At 38.3% G+C, this 17,733-nt stretch carries 17 protein-coding genes; 11 read left to right on the forward strand and 6 right to left on the reverse strand.

The window, feature by feature from the left end:
- Window positions 1-63: 63 nt before the first annotated feature.
- Window positions 64-834 (reverse strand): 3-hydroxyacyl-CoA dehydrogenase, encoded by a 771-nt coding sequence (locus NGC85_RS09365; RefSeq protein ID WP_005053617.1) that lies wholly within the window; start codon window positions 832-834, stop codon window positions 64-66.
- Between the two features lie 143 nt (window positions 835-977).
- On the opposite strand from NGC85_RS09365, the gene NGC85_RS09370 reads away from it, so the two are divergent.
- Window positions 978-2,036 carry an AraC family transcriptional regulator gene (locus NGC85_RS09370; protein WP_254805581.1) on the forward strand — a complete coding sequence of 353 codons (1,059 nt, stop codon included), beginning with the start codon at window positions 978-980 and terminating at the stop codon, window positions 2,034-2,036.
- Between the two features lie 16 nt (window positions 2,037-2,052).
- A complete protein-coding gene (locus NGC85_RS09375) occupies window positions 2,053-2,685 on the forward strand; it encodes an FMN-binding negative transcriptional regulator (RefSeq protein ID WP_254730499.1) in 633 nt (210 codons plus the stop codon).
- A gap of 209 nt (window positions 2,686-2,894) precedes the next feature.
- Here NGC85_RS09375 and prmC read toward each other — a convergent pair whose 3' ends face one another.
- Both prmC and prfA read right to left on the reverse strand, forming a co-directional pair.
- The gene (gene prmC / locus NGC85_RS09380) at window positions 2,895-3,707 is read right to left on the reverse strand and encodes a peptide chain release factor N(5)-glutamine methyltransferase (RefSeq protein WP_254730501.1); all 813 of its coding nucleotides are present in this window, start codon (window positions 3,705-3,707) and stop codon (window positions 2,895-2,897) included.
- Window positions 3,707-4,795 carry a peptide chain release factor 1 gene (gene prfA, locus NGC85_RS09385; RefSeq protein ID WP_254730503.1) on the reverse strand — a complete coding sequence of 363 codons (1,089 nt, stop codon included), beginning with the start codon at window positions 4,793-4,795 and terminating at the stop codon, window positions 3,707-3,709. The genes prmC and prfA overlap by 1 nt, the downstream gene beginning before the upstream one ends.
- Before the next feature lie 247 nt (window positions 4,796-5,042).
- Between prfA and yiaA the strand changes: the two genes are divergently transcribed.
- The 9 genes from yiaA (at window position 5,043) to NGC85_RS09430 (ending at window position 12,212) form a co-directional block, all read left to right on the forward strand.
- On the forward strand, window positions 5,043-5,510 hold the full coding sequence (yiaA, locus tag NGC85_RS09390; RefSeq protein ID WP_254730504.1) for an inner membrane protein YiaA: 468 nt from the start codon (window positions 5,043-5,045) through the stop codon (window positions 5,508-5,510).
- 239 nt (window positions 5,511-5,749) lie between these two features.
- Window positions 5,750-6,178 carry a hypothetical protein gene (locus NGC85_RS09395; protein WP_005053607.1) on the forward strand — a complete coding sequence of 143 codons (429 nt, stop codon included), beginning with the start codon at window positions 5,750-5,752 and terminating at the stop codon, window positions 6,176-6,178.
- Window positions 6,179-6,314: 136 nt separating this feature from the next.
- The gene (gene yegQ, locus NGC85_RS09400; RefSeq protein ID WP_254730507.1) at window positions 6,315-7,679 is read left to right on the forward strand and encodes a tRNA 5-hydroxyuridine modification protein YegQ; all 1,365 of its coding nucleotides are present in this window, start codon (window positions 6,315-6,317) and stop codon (window positions 7,677-7,679) included.
- A 2-nt stretch (window positions 7,680-7,681) separates the two neighbouring features.
- Window positions 7,682-7,936, forward strand: coding sequence for a YfhL family 4Fe-4S dicluster ferredoxin (locus NGC85_RS09405; RefSeq protein WP_254730510.1), 255 nt, complete (start codon window positions 7,682-7,684; stop codon window positions 7,934-7,936).
- Between the two features lie 160 nt (window positions 7,937-8,096).
- Entirely contained in the window at window positions 8,097-9,032 is a 936-nt protein-coding gene (locus tag NGC85_RS09410) for an ABC transporter permease (RefSeq protein WP_254730512.1), read from the forward strand.
- A complete protein-coding gene (locus NGC85_RS09415; RefSeq protein WP_254730514.1) occupies window positions 9,029-9,907 on the forward strand; it encodes an ABC transporter ATP-binding protein in 879 nt (292 codons plus the stop codon). The genes NGC85_RS09410 and NGC85_RS09415 overlap by 4 nt, the downstream gene beginning before the upstream one ends.
- Before the next feature lie 60 nt (window positions 9,908-9,967).
- A complete protein-coding gene (locus NGC85_RS09420) occupies window positions 9,968-10,993 on the forward strand; it encodes an isopenicillin N synthase family oxygenase (RefSeq protein WP_254730522.1) in 1,026 nt (341 codons plus the stop codon).
- Window positions 10,990-11,865: a hypothetical protein gene (locus NGC85_RS09425; protein WP_254730524.1), complete on the forward strand. Its 876-nt coding sequence runs from the start codon at window positions 10,990-10,992 to the stop codon at window positions 11,863-11,865. Before NGC85_RS09420 ends, NGC85_RS09425 begins: the two co-directional genes overlap by 4 nt.
- A gap of 17 nt (window positions 11,866-11,882) precedes the next feature.
- Entirely contained in the window at window positions 11,883-12,212 is a 330-nt protein-coding gene (locus NGC85_RS09430) for a multidrug efflux SMR transporter (RefSeq protein WP_254730527.1), read from the forward strand.
- A 51-nt stretch (window positions 12,213-12,263) separates the two neighbouring features.
- Here the strand turns inward: NGC85_RS09430 and NGC85_RS09435 are convergent, their stop codons facing one another.
- The 3 genes from NGC85_RS09435 to uca form a co-directional block, all read right to left on the reverse strand.
- On the reverse strand, window positions 12,264-13,295 hold the full coding sequence (locus NGC85_RS09435; protein ID WP_254730530.1) for an ABC transporter substrate-binding protein: 1,032 nt from the start codon (window positions 13,293-13,295) through the stop codon (window positions 12,264-12,266).
- Window positions 13,296-13,392: 97 nt separating this feature from the next.
- Window positions 13,393-13,830 carry a CopG family ribbon-helix-helix protein gene (locus tag NGC85_RS09440; protein WP_034710366.1) on the reverse strand — a complete coding sequence of 146 codons (438 nt, stop codon included), beginning with the start codon at window positions 13,828-13,830 and terminating at the stop codon, window positions 13,393-13,395.
- Window positions 13,831-14,126: 296 nt separating this feature from the next.
- Complete coding sequence (gene uca / locus NGC85_RS09445; RefSeq protein WP_254730535.1) at window positions 14,127-17,729, reverse strand: urea carboxylase; 3,603 nt, start codon at window positions 17,727-17,729, stop codon at window positions 14,127-14,129.
- Window positions 17,730-17,733: the final 4 nt, after the last annotated feature.

The following is a 17,733-nucleotide window of genomic DNA, read 5'->3' on the forward strand; positions in this document are numbered from 1 at the left end:
ATTTCTAAATAGCTTAAATACAAAAAAAGCGATCAATCATCGCTTTTTTGTATCTTTGAGATTTTATTTAGCGGCCATGCGAATGGAGCCATCAAGACGAATGACTTCACCATTCAAATATGAATTTTCAGCAATATGCCCAACTAAACGAGCAAATTCCTCTGGGCGACCTAAACGTGACGGATAAGGTACCATTTGCCCTAATGCATCTTGCACATTTTGCGGTAAAGCTTTGAGCATTGGCGTTTCCATAATACCTGGGGCAATAACCATAACTCGGATTCCGTGACGCGATAATTCACGTGCAATCGGTAAAGTCATTGCCACTACAGCACCTTTAGAAGCTGAATAAGCTGCTTGACCAATTTGACCATCAAATGCCGCAACTGAGGCCGTGTTGACGATCACGCCACGATCTTCATCACCCTCTGCAACCGTGTTTTTACTCATTGCTTCTGCTGCTAAACGAAGCATATTAAATGTACCCGTTACATTGATCTGCAAAGTTTTAGAGAACATTGCTAAGTCATGTGCACCCTCTTTGCCTACAACTTTTGCAGATGGTCCAATCCCTGCACAATTTACTAAACCATGGACACTGCCATGTTTTGCAACAACCTCTTTAAAGAATTGTTCCGCAGCTTGTTCATCGGTCACATCCAACTTCACAAAGTCAGCCTTGTCACCTAAAACCTGTACTTGTTGCTCACCCGCTTCAACATTCATATCCACTAATGTAACTGATGCGCCTTTCTCTACTAAATATTCAGCTGTAGCCGCACCAAGTCCAGAACCGCCACCAGTAATAACAAAATGTTTTCCTTGAATTTTCATTTACGTTTCCTATCAAATTAAAGATATATATTTTTATAAGCGAGAGTAAAGATAACTTTTTTCCGATACAATTCCAAAAAGTAGCAAATTTAATGCAACTTTTGAGCATTCATCCTAATTTATCTCCTATCTTTTATCTAAATATGAGCAAAAATCCGCACATTGAATTGAACTCTGCTAAAGACACCATTTCAAATGCTTTAATACGTGAGGCATTGAGTGTTGCTGCAAGTCGAGGTCTGAACATTGTCAATATTGCCAATCGTGCAGGTATTTCAGCAGAATTACTCACTTCAACCAAAGCTCGTGTTCCCGTCATCCAATGCGCACAGCTTTGGATTGAAACAGCAAAAATGCTAAATGATGAATTTTTAGGTATGGATTCACATCCAATGCGGCGTGGAAGCTATAAATTACTCGCTCAAATAGCTTTTGGAGCTGAAACCTTAGAACAAGCAATTCATGAAATTTTTAAGTTTCTCAGCCTGATCTTAGATGATATTCAAGGTGAATTAATTCAAGAAGGTTCAAAAGCTTATTTAGTATTGCATGATCGGGAACAGCCCAAAAGGATGTTCACCTATGCGACTTTTTTAATGCTTGTGCATAGTTTGATGTGCTGGCTAAGTGATCAACGTATTCATTTTCAGCACATGATGTTTAAATGTCATCAACCGCTAGAATTGCAAGATTATCGTATTCGGTTTTGTGAAAATATTGAATTCAACGCAGATCAAAATAAAATTGAATTTGATGCACATTATCTCAAACATAAAATTAAAAAAGATAAACAAGCGTTAAATGATTTTCTGAAACAAACACCTTATAACTTAATCGTAAGGTTTAAAAATGAAAATTCTTTAAGCTTGCAAATTCGTCGTCAATTGCTGCTACAACCCCCATGTGATTGGACAGAACTTAAAGACATCGCTCAGCAATTAAACATGTCAACAGCAACCATTCAACGCCGATTAAAACAAGAAGGCGTCAGTTACCAGCAACTCAAAAATGATATTCGCTGTGATATCGCGATTGAACGTTTAAGCAAAACTTTAGATTCTATTCAAAGTATTAGTGATGATCTCAATTTTCATGATCCAAGTGCATTTCACCGTGCATTTAAAAAATGGACAGGTGTTAGTCCTGGCAGCTATCGAAAATCCTCGCCGACGAAGAAAAGCCTTTCGGGTCATTTGGAATAATAACCGGAGTTAAAAGATGTATTTACCAGAAATTTTCGAAGAAAAAGATCAAGAAAAGTTATTTACACTCATTCAAAGTTATCCCTTTGCGACCCTGATCTGCAATACGTCAGAAGGAATTGAAGCGAATCATCTACCCTTTCAATTGATTCAAAATCAAGATGAGAACACAGCTTCTTTAATTGCTCATATTGCAAAAAATAATTTACTGCATATCCAAATCGAAAATGGTGCCGATGTACTGATTATTTTTCAAGGCGAACAAGGCTACATTTCGCCGAACTGGTACCCAAGTAAACAGCAACATCACCAGCACGTACCAACTTGGAACTATCAGGTGGTTCATGTCAAAGGAACTATTACCTTTTTATCTGATGAAAAATCTTTACGAGGTATTTTAGCCAAACTGACACGTACGCATGAAGCTAAACAAACAGTGCCTTGGAAAATGTCTGATGCACCAAGTGAATATATAGCTCAGCAACTTCAAGGCATTGTTGGAATTGAAATCAAAATTAATAAAATGACAGGAAAATTCAAACTGAGTCAAAATCGTGATAAGTCTGATGCTTTAGGAGTTGTGGATGGTTTAGAAAAACAAGGTGATCGTCTACTCGGACAAGCCGTACAGCAATATATTCAGGATTAACTGTTATCCAATTTTATATATGATAAAAATTGTCTAGATAAAGTTATTTAAGCTCTGATCAACAGATGGCTGCGCGCTATAAAGGACTAATTACAAATCTACAAATCTACAAATCGTTGAATTAGAAGATTATGGACATTAGATACCGTATGAATGATCTACCCTACAACTGTAGCTAAAGAAATTATTCGCTTTTTAGATAATTATGCTTAAAGTTGGGCAAGCGTGACACGATCATTACCGCCATAATCTTTGATGGTTTTAATTTGCTGAAAACCTTGTTGCTCAAAAGTGTCTCTTACAATTTTGCCTTGATCATAACCATGTTCAAGTACAATCCAGCCATTTGCTTTGAGCCAGTTTTTACCTTGCTGAATAATAATTTCAATATCTGCCATGCCATGATTATCGGAAATTAATGCACGCTCAGGTTCTGATTTAAGCATTTGCATGTGTACATCATCAGGATCGATATAAGGAGGGTTAGAAACAATCAAATCGAACTTTTGATCACTCAATGCCTCGAACCATGCACCACAGCAAAATTGAACTCGTATTAAACCGTGCCGAATAGCATTTTCTTTAGCAACATCTAATGTAGGCTGAAAAATATCAGTTGCTGTTATTTGCCATTCAGGTCTTTCGCTCGCCAAAGCTAAAGCAATAGCCCCAGTACCAGTACCCAAATCTACAATATTTGCTTTTTGATCAAGTTGTAACTTTAAAACTGTTTCAACTAAAATTTCGGTATCAGGACGTGGGACTAATGTGTCATGGGTGACTTTTAAATCTAAAGTCCAAAATGGTTGCGAACCCGTGACATATGCTAAGGGTTCACCTTGCTCAATTCGAGCAAGCCCATCTAAATATGCTTGCTCTTGCATCTCCGTTAAATCCTGCTCAAGCCTCAGCTTTAACTCTAAAGCATGAATACCCAAAAGATGTTCTAGTAACCATGCCGCTTCTTGACGTTCATAGCTATCAATTTCACCTTTAAGTTCTAAGGCTTGAGCAATATTCATTAGCCGCCATTTTCCTGTGCAAGCATCGCTAACTGATCCGCTTGATATTCACGGTGCAAACTATCAAGTAACTCGGTTAAATCACCCTCCATAATCGCATCTAACTTATATAAAGTTAGATTAATACGGTGATCAGTCATACGACCTTGTGAATAGTTATAAGTACGAATACGTTCTGAACGATCCCCCGAACCAACCAAGTCACGGCGCATTTCGGAGGTTGCCGCATCAGCCGCTGCACGTTTTGCATTTTCTAACCGCGATACAAGCAACGCCATAGCTTTGGCTTTGTTCTTATGCTGCGAACGTTCTTCCTGACATTCAACCACGACCCCAGATGGAATGTGAGTAATACGAACCGCAGAATCAGTTTTGTTAATGTGCTGACCACCCGCACCTGACGCACGATAGGTATCAATACGCAAATCAGCAGGATTAATTTCTACCGTGGTATCGACATCAACTTCTGGAAGAATAGCAACAGTACAAGCTGAGGTGTGAACACGCCCTTGTGATTCGGTCGCTGGTACACGTTGTACACGATGTGCACCACTTTCAAATTTCAAACGACCGTAAACGCCTTCACCATCGATGCGGCAAATAATTTCTTTATAACCGCCATGCTCTCCTTCATTTTCAGAAAGCACTTCGATACGCCAACCTTGTGTTTCAGCGTATTTACTATACATACGAAATAAGTCACCTGAGAAGATCGCAGCTTCATCACCACCCGTTCCTGCTCGCACTTCAAGATAAGCAGCATTGGCATCGTTCGGATCTTTAGGAATCATAAGCACATTTAATTGATCTTCTAATTCAACCAATAGTGCTTTATTTTCCTTTATTTCTTCTTCTGCCATATCTTTGAAATCAGGGTCAGATTTCATCATTTCAGCAGTTTCAATATCTTCTTCAGCTTGACGATATTTCTTCCATACCTCTGTAATTTCAGTTAAATCGCTGTGCTCACGTGAGAGTTTACGGAATCGTTTGTTGTCTGAAATTACTTCTAGATCAGCAAGTAATGCAGTCAACTCTTCATGACGATCACAAAGTTGATCTAGTCTTAAACGGAGTGATGCTTTCATGGGTGAAATATCTCAAAAATCTAAAGACTCAATGCAATTCAAAAACTTGAAGCACGAGTAAAATCAAAAAATTGCGCATAGTTTACAGACTCTATGGATTAAAAGACATAGTCAAAGCTATGAACTTACTTATCTACCATCATTTCATCACAAATTGTTCAGTTTTGTTGTTTGCACTTGTTCTCTTATCGGTGCTTAGATATAAATTAGTCAGGATAAATAAAAAGATAAAACAATAGGATGATCTATGAATAACTTTATAAACCGTCCAACATCGGCATTTATAGCAGCAAGCTGGGTCGCGTTGCTGGCTGGCGCTGTTGGTTTCATGATTGGTTTATGGAATGCCAATATGCCTCTGCATGAAAAAGGCTATTATTTCGTTATTTTACTCTATGGATTATTTTCAGCGGCCTCATTACAAAAAGCAGTTCGCGATCAATTAGAAGAAATTCCTGTTACTCAAATATATTATGGCTTGTGTTGGGCATCTATGGCGGTATGTATTGTTTTATTACTGATCAGTTTGTGGAATGCAGATCTCGCAATGAGTGAAAAAGGCTTTTATATCATGTCATTCTTACTCAGTTTATTTGGTGTAGTTGCTACACAGAAAAATATTCGTGACTTAAATTATTTACGCTTACAAACTGAATTAAATCCTCACCAAATCAGATTAGATGAATCAACTTCTAAACAAGATGATGCTGAGTAAACATCGGAATGCGTTTGGGACATCTCCATTTTTTGATTTTTATGATGTGAGCAGATTAACTATCTTATTGTTAAATCTGCTTAATTTCTCACTCCACCTCCATCATTGAAACAAAACTCTACAATCAAGTCACCAAAGAATAATAATTAGCGAGTGCTTCTCCACATTTTCTTTCTAAAACTTTGTTACATTTGCAACCATTAGAAAGATGTCCTATCAGTAGGAACATGGAGTCAAAAATGAAAGCGAATATTTTATTATTAGGTGCAGTTTTAGCGAGCTCAACTTTAGCAACCAATGTATATGCTGATAATGCAACACGCGTTGCTGCAACTTCTGCTCTTGGTAGTGTTGTTGGTACTGCTATCGGTAAAGAAATGGGTGGTAACAATGGCGCTATGATTGGCTCTGCGCTTGGTGGTGCTGGTGGTGCTGCGGCTGCAAGTAGTAAACGTACCCGTACCGAAGCTGCGATTGGTGGCGGTTTAGGCGGCGTTGGTGGCTACACAGTGGGTAGAAATGTTGGCGGCACAACTGGTGGTTACATTGGTGCTGCGGCTGGTGCAGCAGGTGGTGCGGCACTAGGTCGTAAAGTTGGTCAAGATCGAGACTATGACAATTACCAATCGAAGAAATATAAAAAGAAGAAAAAGCATCGTCGTCATTAATACAAAAAGCACCTACGGGTGCTTTTTTTCAGTTAATACTTACTTAGATATTTAAAATTCCGAGCAAAATGCTAGGTTGAATCTATGCGGTTATATTTTTAAAATAATTCCCTATTTTTTATATGCCTTTTGTATCATGAATACTGAATTACTCTCTCCTGCTGGTTCACTTAAAAACATGCGCTATGCTTTTGCTTATGGTGCAGATGCCGTTTATGCAGGACAACCACGTTACAGTCTCCGTGTTCGTAATAATGAGTTTGATCATGAAAATCTAAAAATCGGAATTGATGAAGCACATGCATTAGGAAAAAAATTCTATGTTGTTGCCAATATTCAGCCACATAACAGCAAACTTAAAAATTTTATTCGTGACATAGAGCCAATTATTGCGATGCAACCTGATGCATTAATTATGTCTGATCCTGGCTTAATCATGATGGTTCGCGAACATTTCCCTGATATGCCTATCCACCTTTCGGTACAAGCCAATGCGATTAATTGGGCAACTGTAAAATTCTGGAAAGACTATGGTTTAAGCAGGGTCATTCTCTCTCGAGAATTAGCATTAGAAGAAATTGAAGAAATACAGAAAAATGTACCAGAGATTGAACTCGAAGTTTTTGTCCACGGCGCACTATGCATGGCCTACTCAGGACGATGTTTACTCTCTGGGTATATGAATAAACGAGATGCAAATCAAGGCGCATGTACCAATGCTTGTCGTTGGGAATATAAAATTCATGAAGCACAAGAAGATGTGAATGGTGACGTGATTCCTGTTCAGCAGATAGAACAATCAAAACAATGCTGTTCCAATAAAGTTCAAGATGACCTAGTTCAGAGTGTTTTAGTACAACGTAATGATGAAGAAATGTTTGCGGCTGAAGAAGATGAACATGGTACTTATTTTATGAACTCGAAGGACTTACGTGCCATTCAACATGTTGATCGTTTGACTCATATGGGAATTGCTTCACTTAAAATTGAAGGACGAACAAAATCCTATTTTTACTGTGCTCGAACAGCTCAAATTTATCGTAAGGCAATTGATGATGCGCTATCAGGTCAACCATTTGACTCAAGTCTAATGGATCAACTTGAAGGTTTAGCCAATCGTGGTTACACAGAAGGATTTTTACGTCGCCATGTGCATAGCGATTACCAAAATTATGAGGATGGTTCATCACATTTCGACTATCAACAGTTTTGTGGTGAGGTAATTGAGCGCAATGGAGACTATGTTCGAGTCGAAGTTAAAAATCGGTTTTTAGTTGGCGATACACTTGAGCTCATGACTCCTAAAGGTAATCTTGTCTTCACTTTGACTGAAATGCTTGATTTAAAAGGTTATCCAATCGAAAGTGCAAAAGGTTCTGGACATATTGTGAAAATCCCACTTTCAGCAGATATCGATATTACTTATGCCTTATTAATCCGCAATCTTCCACACGCCAAAACACAGTTAAAAACTGATGCACTTGCATATTCGGCAGATTAAATATGGCGCTATTGATTACTTCAGCATGTATAAACTGTGATATGTGCTTGCCAGAATGCCCTAATCAAGCGATTTATGAAGGTGCAAAAATCTACGAAATTGACCCACAACGTTGCACTGAATGTGTCGGTTTCTACGAAGCACCCACATGTATTGCAGTTTGCCCTATTGATTGTATTAAACCTGATCCTTTACACATAGAGAGCAAGGATCAACTGCAAATTAAATTTAATAGCTTAAATTTATTAGGTAATTAGAGACTTACACAATATAAGTGAATCACTCAATCGCATATCAATCATCGATTGTCATCTCTAAAAAGAAAGCAATATTTAGGGACATAGACAAAACACTGGCATCAAACTTGCTATTTAGTATTACGTTTTTAACAATTAGTATTACTACAGGTGTCTGCCTATGCACCATTCATCCGCGTCAAATAAGAACACGCTTTTCTTAAGTTTAGGATCTTTTTTAATTCCTTTACTGATTTGGAGCTGTGTCAGTTATTTACCTTTTATTTGGCATCCTCAAGTACAAATTACAAATTCAGGTGATGCATCCTATTTACAAATGGGAACTCGCTTAGAAAAAGATGCTTATTATGCTGAAGCGCAAAATATCATTGATCAGGGGAAAAATCCTCCTACAGGCATCTTAGTCAATCCAATCTATTTACCTGCACCACATGAAGTCGCAAAAGCACTGTTTACTTCATTTACGACACCACCACAGCAACCCGACTCTCCGTGGTTACATCAGAGCCTATGGCATAGTATTAAGATCGTATTTACGGCTTTCTTTATATCGTCTTTGCTGGGTGTGCCGCTTGGAATTTTATGTGGTTTTTCAAAAACCATCTCAAGATTGACAGAGCCTTTTGTCGAGTTCTTCCGTTATTTACCCGCACCTGCCTTTGGTGCATTGGCCGTTGCTATATTAGGTATCAATGATGCACCTAAAATTGCCATTATTGTGATTGGTACGTTGTTCCAACAAATCTTAATTATCGCGAATACAACGCGAATGGTGGATCGAGGTCTCATAGAAGCGGGTTATACATTAGGTACTAATAAGATCAAAAGTTTATTCCATGTGGTTATCCCCGCAGCACTTCCTGATATTTATCGAGATCAGCGTGTTCTACTTGGGTGGGCTTGGACTTATTTAATTGTATCGGAATTAATTGGTGCAACCTCAGGAATCACATGGTTTATCACTCAACAAGCTCGCTATCAAAACTTTGATAATGTCTATGCAGCAATTCTCATCATTGGGGTCATTGGCATCGTTTGTGATTTGATTTTAATGAAACTCGGCGCACGTCTATTTAAGTGGAAAAAAGGAGTATGAATATGGATGAAATTTTTGATTCAAAAAGCTACTTCGACACTATTTATGCTCGACCTGTCATGCTTGAAACCAAGAATTTAAGTCAAGTTTTCCGGCATGGAAATACTGAGCGAGTGGTTTTAAATAACATTCATTTAAGCATTCACAAACGTGAGTTCATTTGTGTCATCGGACCGTCAGGTTGTGGTAAATCAACTTTAAGTCGTGTCGTAGCAGGTTTGGATGATTTTCACAGTGGTGAAGTCCTAGTTGAAGGGGAAAAAATTCAAGGACCGAGTTCCGAACGCGGCATGGTGTTCCAAGGTTATACCCTTTTCCCATGGAAAACCGTCAAAGAAAATGTGATGTTTGGCCCATTGATGAAAGGCGTGAGTCCGACTCGATCTGAGGAAATGGCGCGTGAATGGATCAATATTATTGGTTTAGAAAAATACGAAAATCAGTTTCCGCATGAGCTATCTGGTGGAATGAAGCAACGTGTTGCAATTGCCAGAGCTTTGGTCAATGAACCGAAAATTTTATTAATGGATGAGCCCTTCGGCGCTCTAGACCCTTATACCCGACAAAAAATGCAAAAGCATCTGATGGATTTATGGCAAAACATCGACATCACGATTATGTTTGTCACACACGATATGGATGAAGCTATTTTATTGGCTGATCGTATTGTGGCTTTAAAAGCAAATCCAGGTGAAATCAAAGAAATTATTGAAGTGAATCTACCACGCCCACGATCATTAGATTTAATTCACTCACCCGAATTTAAACAATTACGTCAGCGAGTAGATCAACTCGTCCATGCGCAGGAAGAAGACATTGACCCTGCTTTAGAGGATCTGCCAAAAATTCCTCGTATGACCAAAATCAGTACATAGAAATAAAAATAGCAATTGGGACGACCCAACTTGCTTCATTTATTGCTGGACGACCAGCCTATGGTGAACCTTATGAGTCAATCTCATGATGCTTATGCACTGCCGCTGATTGATATTTCACTGCTTGCAAGTGATCGCTTACAAGATCGAATCAAAGTTGTCACAGCGCTTGATCAGGCCTGTAAAGATATTGGTTTCTTATATATTCGAGGAGAGCAATTTCAACCTGAATTATTCCACCAATTGAAACAGATTGCGCAAAGTTATTTTGCTCAAGATGAAGAAACCAAAATGCGCCACTATATTGGTCTTTCTCAAAATCATAGTGGCTATGTTCCTATCGGCGAAGAACAATTCAAGGCAAATGTTTACGATTTAAAAGAATCCTATGATGTGAATTATGATTATTCAGACCCATCGGATAGAAGACCATTATTAGGTCCTACGTTATGGCCTGACCATCCTCAATTTAAAGCTGTCGTTTTAAATTATTATCAGCATATTCGAGCAATAGGTCAGCAATTATTTAAGGCTTTCGCTTTAGCCTTAGAGCGAGATGAAGACTTTTTTGAACAACATACACAACGTGCGCCAAGCCAATTAAGACTGATTCATTATCCCTACAATCCAGCAGCAGAAGATCAATTTGGAATAGGCGCACACACAGATTATGAATGCTTCACCCTGCTCTTTCCGACCGCTGAAGGACTGCAAGTTCTCAATAAACAAGGCGAATGGATTGATATTCCATTGATAGAAAACACCATGGTGATGAATATTGGTGACATGATGGAAATTTTGTCAAATGGCCGTTATTTAGCAACAAAACATCGGGTTAAACAAGTTCAACAAGAACGTTACTCTTTTCCTTTATTCTTCTCATGTGATTACGACTATATCATTCAGCCAATCATAGAGAATGAAGCACCTCACTACTCCGCCATGAAAGGTGGTGAACATTTGTTTAATCAAACTGCTCAAACATTCATGTATCTGAAAAAGAGAATTGAAACAGGTAAACTTGTTTTAGAAAATGCTCGACCACTTTACTCCTTTGGTATGCAAGAAAAAGGAGAAACACCATGAATCTAGTGCTGCTCTTAGAACAACTACAACCCACTACTTTAAGCGATATAGAATTACCTCAATATTTAATGGGAAGTTTTAGACGGAAAAGTATTACTTTTTTTAATGGAATGACGGATGAAAAGACCATTGTTTATTGGTTTCAGTCCAAATCTTTTAGCATCGATTTAAGGCTGGTTGATGGCAATAATACCTCTATCTACCAACGTCAAGGATGGATTGGGGACACGATATGGGATGCGAAAACTGAACTTTTGTCATGGCATATCAAACACAATTATCAAAATCATGTGCAGTGGCCAGAGCCCGCAAAACTTTATCAGATTGGAAATTGTATTTTAGAATTTTCGCCTTCGAATGCTTATGTCGAAGATTGGCGTCAACAAGCTAACAAAGGTTTGTTTCTCGGACTCAGATTATTTCAAATGCAACATTTAGCAAGCCAAGAAATAATCACGATGGATGGTGGTTTAATTATTACAGATCAACAGATTGCCTATGCACAATCTCGTCTGCCATATCATCAGCAGCAGATTGGAAATGTAGCTTGGCTCTATGATTTGCAGGATAAAAACAGCTCCATTGATAACTATGAAGTCTCAATTGCATTAACTAATGCAACTATTCATTTCAGTACACAACCAGACAAAATTGATCAGCTCATTGCATTGGATCATTTTGAAATAATTGATAGCAATACCATTTCACAGCTCAAAGTGATTGATGGCGAGGAATATCGACTTTATTTCACTATTGATGTCTATCAACCACATTTTGAATTTAGTCATTCAAGCTCCACTACTTCTGAGTCAGAACAATGGTTCGATCATGAGAAGGATCACTTGTTAAAAAATTCAATTCATGTTCTCTAACTTTAAATAGGCGATCTATGTCCTATCTCTTTTTGACCATTGCAATTATTGCTGAAGTAATTGCGACTTCAGCCTTAAAAGCTTCACAAGGTTTTAGCCTTCTGACGCCTTCTATAATTACGATATTAGGTTATGCAGTCGCATTATTTTTCTTATCACTTACACTTAAAACCATACCTGTTGGTATTGCTTACGCGATTTGGTCTGGTGCAGGCATTGTACTAATTTCAACGGTTGGATGGATTTTCTTCAAACAACATTTAGATTTAGCTGCAATCATCGGGCTTGGTCTGATGCTGGCTGGAATTATTGTAATCAACGTTTTCTCCAACAGTACACATATTTAAGACCTTAAAAACCGTTCATTTTTGAACGGTTTTTTAATGTTTGCAAATCTATTATTTAAGTTCATCTAGCAGAGCAGGATAGATCAAACCATCAACATCCACTTCGCTTTTATAAATACCATTACTGACGTTAAATTTATTCACATGATAAGTTGATCCATAAATTGAATCGAAACCGTCTCCTTTTACAAATACCTTTTTATTGGCAGCGACATCTAATAAGTGAGTACCATCAATAAATTGCTCATATTGTTTTGGATCAACACCAACACGATTTGCCATGATTTTCACGGCATCATCATGTGTAGCAGGATCTTGAATATATTTTACGGTTTTATCCCACACTTGGATGAGTTTCTTCCATTCATCTTTATGCATAGACAAGTGACTAGTATTGACCGCTAAAGTGTCATAAATCAAACCAGGTTTATCTTTTGAAGTATAAATAATTTTTGAACCTGCGACAGCTTTAAGTGCTTGATTGGCTACTGGCTGCCAAACTGCAATTGCTGATATATCTTTACTCGCAAACACTTGAGGCAACTCATTGGTCACTGAATTCACTAATTTCACATCAGTCGATGGAATTTTTGCATCATTTAAAGCTGTCGCCAATAATAAATGATCAACCAAACCCTTTTCAGTTGCGACCGATTTTCCTTTTAAATCATTGATGCTATTAATGCCCTCTTTAGCAATAATCACATCATTACCCGCAGAATAATCCGTCACCATAATGATCATGCCTTTAGTACCGCCAGATGCATTGACAAGATTATCGCCATTGGTGACTAAAACTGCATCCAGTTGATTTGCAGCAAAAGCTGAAAGCGAAGCTGAGTAATCAAACCATTTAAACTCTACATTTAAACCAGCATCTTTTAACCAACCTTTTTCAATCGCTACTTGCCATGCCACAAAACCCGGCCAATCACTATATCCAATCGTAATCGGTGTGGCTGTATTTGCGCTTTTTGTTTCAGTTGATTTATCTGCTGTTAGCACCTTGGCAGAGTTGTCACATCCCACCACAGACATCGCGAAAAGAATTGAAACTGATAAAGAAGATATTGCACGCTTCATTGTATAACCCCATATTTGACGTTCAGAAAAGTTTTAAATTTCCATTGATAAATCTGTGTACAAATCAATTCATCTGGCTTTTAGCCAAATGGGTTTGCTACTCGTTTTGCTGTAAAGGTGGCATGACGGCATCCATGAGTTCTAAATGCCCTTTAATCACACCTTTGAGTGCAATGAACTGCTGGCTTATTTGTTTGAGGTCATTACTTTTTCCTTGTAAAAGCATAACTTCAAGAATCTTTTGCTGATCGAGTTGAATACTTAAAGAACTGATCACTTGTTCCAAAAACTGATGTTGCAAATCACTTAACTGAACACGAATGTTGCTTGAACTGCGTTGATAAAGTAGTGTCAATGTGCCCACCATCACTGAATTTTCGGTGGTGTATTGATGAATGAGATGCTTATTGATCATGTCAACAATCGCTTGAGAACGACTTTCATAATGTTCCTCAACAATTTTTTGATCTAAAGCTTCAACCGTTTTTTCAGGAACTGTAATGCTAATACGTGTTAGCTTAGGTTTTGCATTCATACTCATTCAGCTATTTTTTAGGAAGTTGATTTTGCTTTACATACAAACCTGCTCTCACAGAAAGCAACTCAATCAGCACTTTTGTAGCAATGTGAAAATACTGAACTAGAATTTTTTTGATTTTCATGACCGCTCCAGTAATACCAAATTAAAGATTCGTAATATTAAATGCAGTATCCATGCCAGTTTTTACGCTGTTTTACTGAGTAAATCATTTTAAAAAGATGAAAAAATGCACATAAAAAAAGCCCTAAGTTTCATCATAGGGCTTTTTCTGCATCATGGTTTTTTTGATTTTATGCTGGCGCAAGTGTAAACAAAGCTTGCCCTGTTTTTACCGTTTGTGCTTTATCAATTAGAATGGTATCTACTTTCATTTTTGCAGGTGCGATAATTGGAATCTCAATTTTCATAGCTTCAATCACAGCAAGAGTTTCGCCCTCCTCGATGATATCTCCCACTGAACACTCAATTTTCCAAACTGATCCCGGCATGTGTGATTCCACGAGCATCCCACCATCCGGGATACTAATTTCAGTCTCATCAATCAAAACATCAACCTGATCCGAAACATATTCAGCTAGACCCGCTTCATGCCATCTTTGTCTTTCGGCTTCAAAATTAGATTGCTGAACTTGTTTGAATGCTCCAATACTTTGCTCATTCTCTTTGAGAAATGCATTGTATTCTTTAAGGTTCAAAACACCTTCTTCAATGCGTAACTGTAAACGACCCGCTTTAAATGATTCACGCATTTCTAACAGTTCTTGTTCAGATACTTCATAGAATCGAATCTGATCAAAGAATCGTAATAGCCACGGTTTATTTTGTTCAAAATTAGGATTTTGACGATAACGGCTCCAAACCTGTGTCGTTCGCCCAACAAACTGATAACCACCCGGTCCTTCCATGCCATACACACACATATATGCACCGCCGATACCGACTGCATTTTCAGGTGTCCATGTACGTGCTGGATTATATTTTGTCGTCACCAAACGATGTCTAGGATCTAGTGGTGTTGCTACAGGCGCACCAAGGTAAACATCACCTAGCCCCATCACAAGATATGACGTGTTATACACCACATCTTTAACTGCCTGCTTCGATTCCAGACCATTAATACGGCGAATAAACTCAATATTATCAGGACACCACGGTGCATCTGGTCTTACCAATTGCGTATATTTTTCAGTAGCAAGTTGAGTTTGAGAGTCTTCCCAAGCGAGTGGCAAATATACCGTTCTCGATGCAACCTGCATGTTTTCTATGTCTGGTAACTCACTTTCTGCTGCCTGCAATAATTTCAATAATTCAAGCTGATCTAAAATTGTTGAATCAAAATGAATTTGTAAAGATCGAATGCCCGGTGTCAGATCAATAATACCTTTTATATTTTGTTGTTGAACCCACTGCATCAAAGCATGAATACGGAATCTCAGATTTAAGTCTAAAACCAGTTCTCCGTATTCAACTAATAAATAATGATTCCCAGCAGGTCGATACGTTACATTTGGTTTATCATCAGCTTGCTCTAAGGTCGCCAAGACTGCATTTGCTAATGTAATTTCTTCTGCTTCAATTTGTGGCTGATAATTGAGCTGTGCTGTGGTTTCATGCGCCATTGAAGCTTGATAACGCTGTTCTAAGCATTGTGCTTGCGTGTAACTCACAGGGATAAACTTCACTTTATCTCCTGCTTTTAACTGTCCAAGCTTCCATAATTCAGAATTTATAACCACAGCAGGACACACAAATCCGCCTAAACTTGGGCCATCAGGTCCTAAAATAATCGGCATATCCCCTGTAAAATCAATTGCACCGATTGCATAAGCATTATCATGGATATTTGAAGGATGTAATCCTGCCTCTCCACCATCAATACGAGCCCATTCAGGTTTAGGTCCAATTAAGCGAACGCCTGTACGACTTGAGTTGAAATGGATTTCCCATTCCTGCTCAAAAAACATAGAAATATCATTTTTGGTAAAAAAGTCAGGCGCCCCATGTGGGCCATACATCACCGCAATTTCCCAGTTTGTTTGAAATGTCGGTATTTGCTCTGGGTTTAAGGAGATTGATTCAGTCTGCTCCGATGCAAATATTGGCAACATATCCCCAATAAGTAAATTTCTACCTGCATGACCACCAAATTGTCCTAACGTAAATGTCGCTAAGCTGCCTAAATATTTAGGAACATTAAAGCCCCCTTTTATTCCAATATAGCTTCGGCAACCCGTAACGACACGGCCACATTTTAAAACTTGTCCTTTTGAAACATTAATCGTTGACCACATTGGAATAGCTTGACCATCTAAGCTGGCTTCCATGTCGCCACCCGTCAGTACAATCTGGCTATTACAATGGAATTTCAGCGTAGGCCCTTGCAACGTGCACTCTAAACCAGCAGTGTTAAATGCATTACCAAGTAGTTGATTGGCTAAATTCAAACTTAATGCATCCATAGCTCCCGAAGGTGGAACTCCCACGTCCCAATACCCTAATCGCCCCGTCACATCTTGGATGGCTGTTTGAATACCTGCCTGTAACACTTCTATTTTTTGTGTTTTCCACGCAAAAGTATTTAAAAAACGTGTTGTTTGAGTGCCTTGTTTAAAGGTCTCAGAATCAATAATTTCCTGTAAGTATTCTAGGTTTGTTTCAATCCCTGCAATCTCAGTAATACTTAGGCTATTTTTCATCGCCGATATTGCGTGATCACGGTCTGTAGCTGTCACAATAATTTTAGCGATCATTGGATCATAAAAAGAGGAAACGTTTGATCCCGTTTCAACCCAAGTTTCCACACGAGCGGCTGAATCAAATGTAACATTCGTCAATAAGCCTGCACTCGGTTGGAAATTTTTAATTGGATCTTCAGCATATAATCTGACTTGAATTGAATGTCCAGAAGATTGCAATTTTTGCTTGGGTGGTTCCCAATCGCCACTCGCTAAGGTCACCATCCATTCCACTAAATCAACGCCATACACTTGTTCAGTTACACCATGCTCAACTTGTAAGCGTGTATTAACCTCCAAGAAATAGAACGCTTGATTATCGGTATCCATGACAAATTCAACTGTACCTGCTGAACGATATTGCACGGATTGCATCAATTGAATGGCAACATTTTGAATATATTGACGTTGCTGATCATCTAAATGAGGTGCTGGCGTTTCTTCAATTACCTTTTGATTACGACGCTGAACCGAACAATCACGCTCACCTAAGGCAATGACATTTCCTTTGCCATCACCAAAAATTTGAACTTCGATATGACGTGCATTTTGAACAAATTTTTCTAAATATAATCCAGCATCTTTGAAATTTGCTTGTGCAAGATATGAGACCGTTTGATAAGCATCTTTCAACTCGGTTTCATTCCAAACCAAACGCATCCCAATACCGCCACCACCTGCGGTACTCTTGAGCATGACAGGATAACCAATTAAATCAGCTTGTTGAATAGCATCCGCTTGATCAAGCAATAATTGACTACCGGGTAATAAAGGCACATTATTTTGAATTGCTAATTCACGAGCGGTATGTTTAAGACCAAAATCAAGCATTTGCTGAGCAGTTGGACCAATAAAAACAATTCCATTTTTCTCACATAATTCACTAAAAGCTGCATTTTCTGATAAAAAACCATAACCTGGATGAATCGCTTCAGCACCTGATGCTTTTGCAGCAGCCAGAATCTTATCAATATTTAAATAGCTTTCTTGCGCAGGTGAAGGACCAATAAAAATCGCTTCATCTGCTAATGTAACATGTAAAGAATCTCGATCTGCTTCTGAGTAGACTGCAACAGATTGAATACCTAACTTTTTTAATGTACGGATGACCCGACACGCAATTGCACCACGATTGGCAATTAATACTTTATTAAACATAATT

Origin of the sequence: Acinetobacter sp. Z1, assembly GCF_024296945.1 — a bacterium.
Taxonomy (GTDB): Bacteria; Pseudomonadota; Gammaproteobacteria; order Pseudomonadales; family Moraxellaceae; genus Acinetobacter; species Acinetobacter beijerinckii.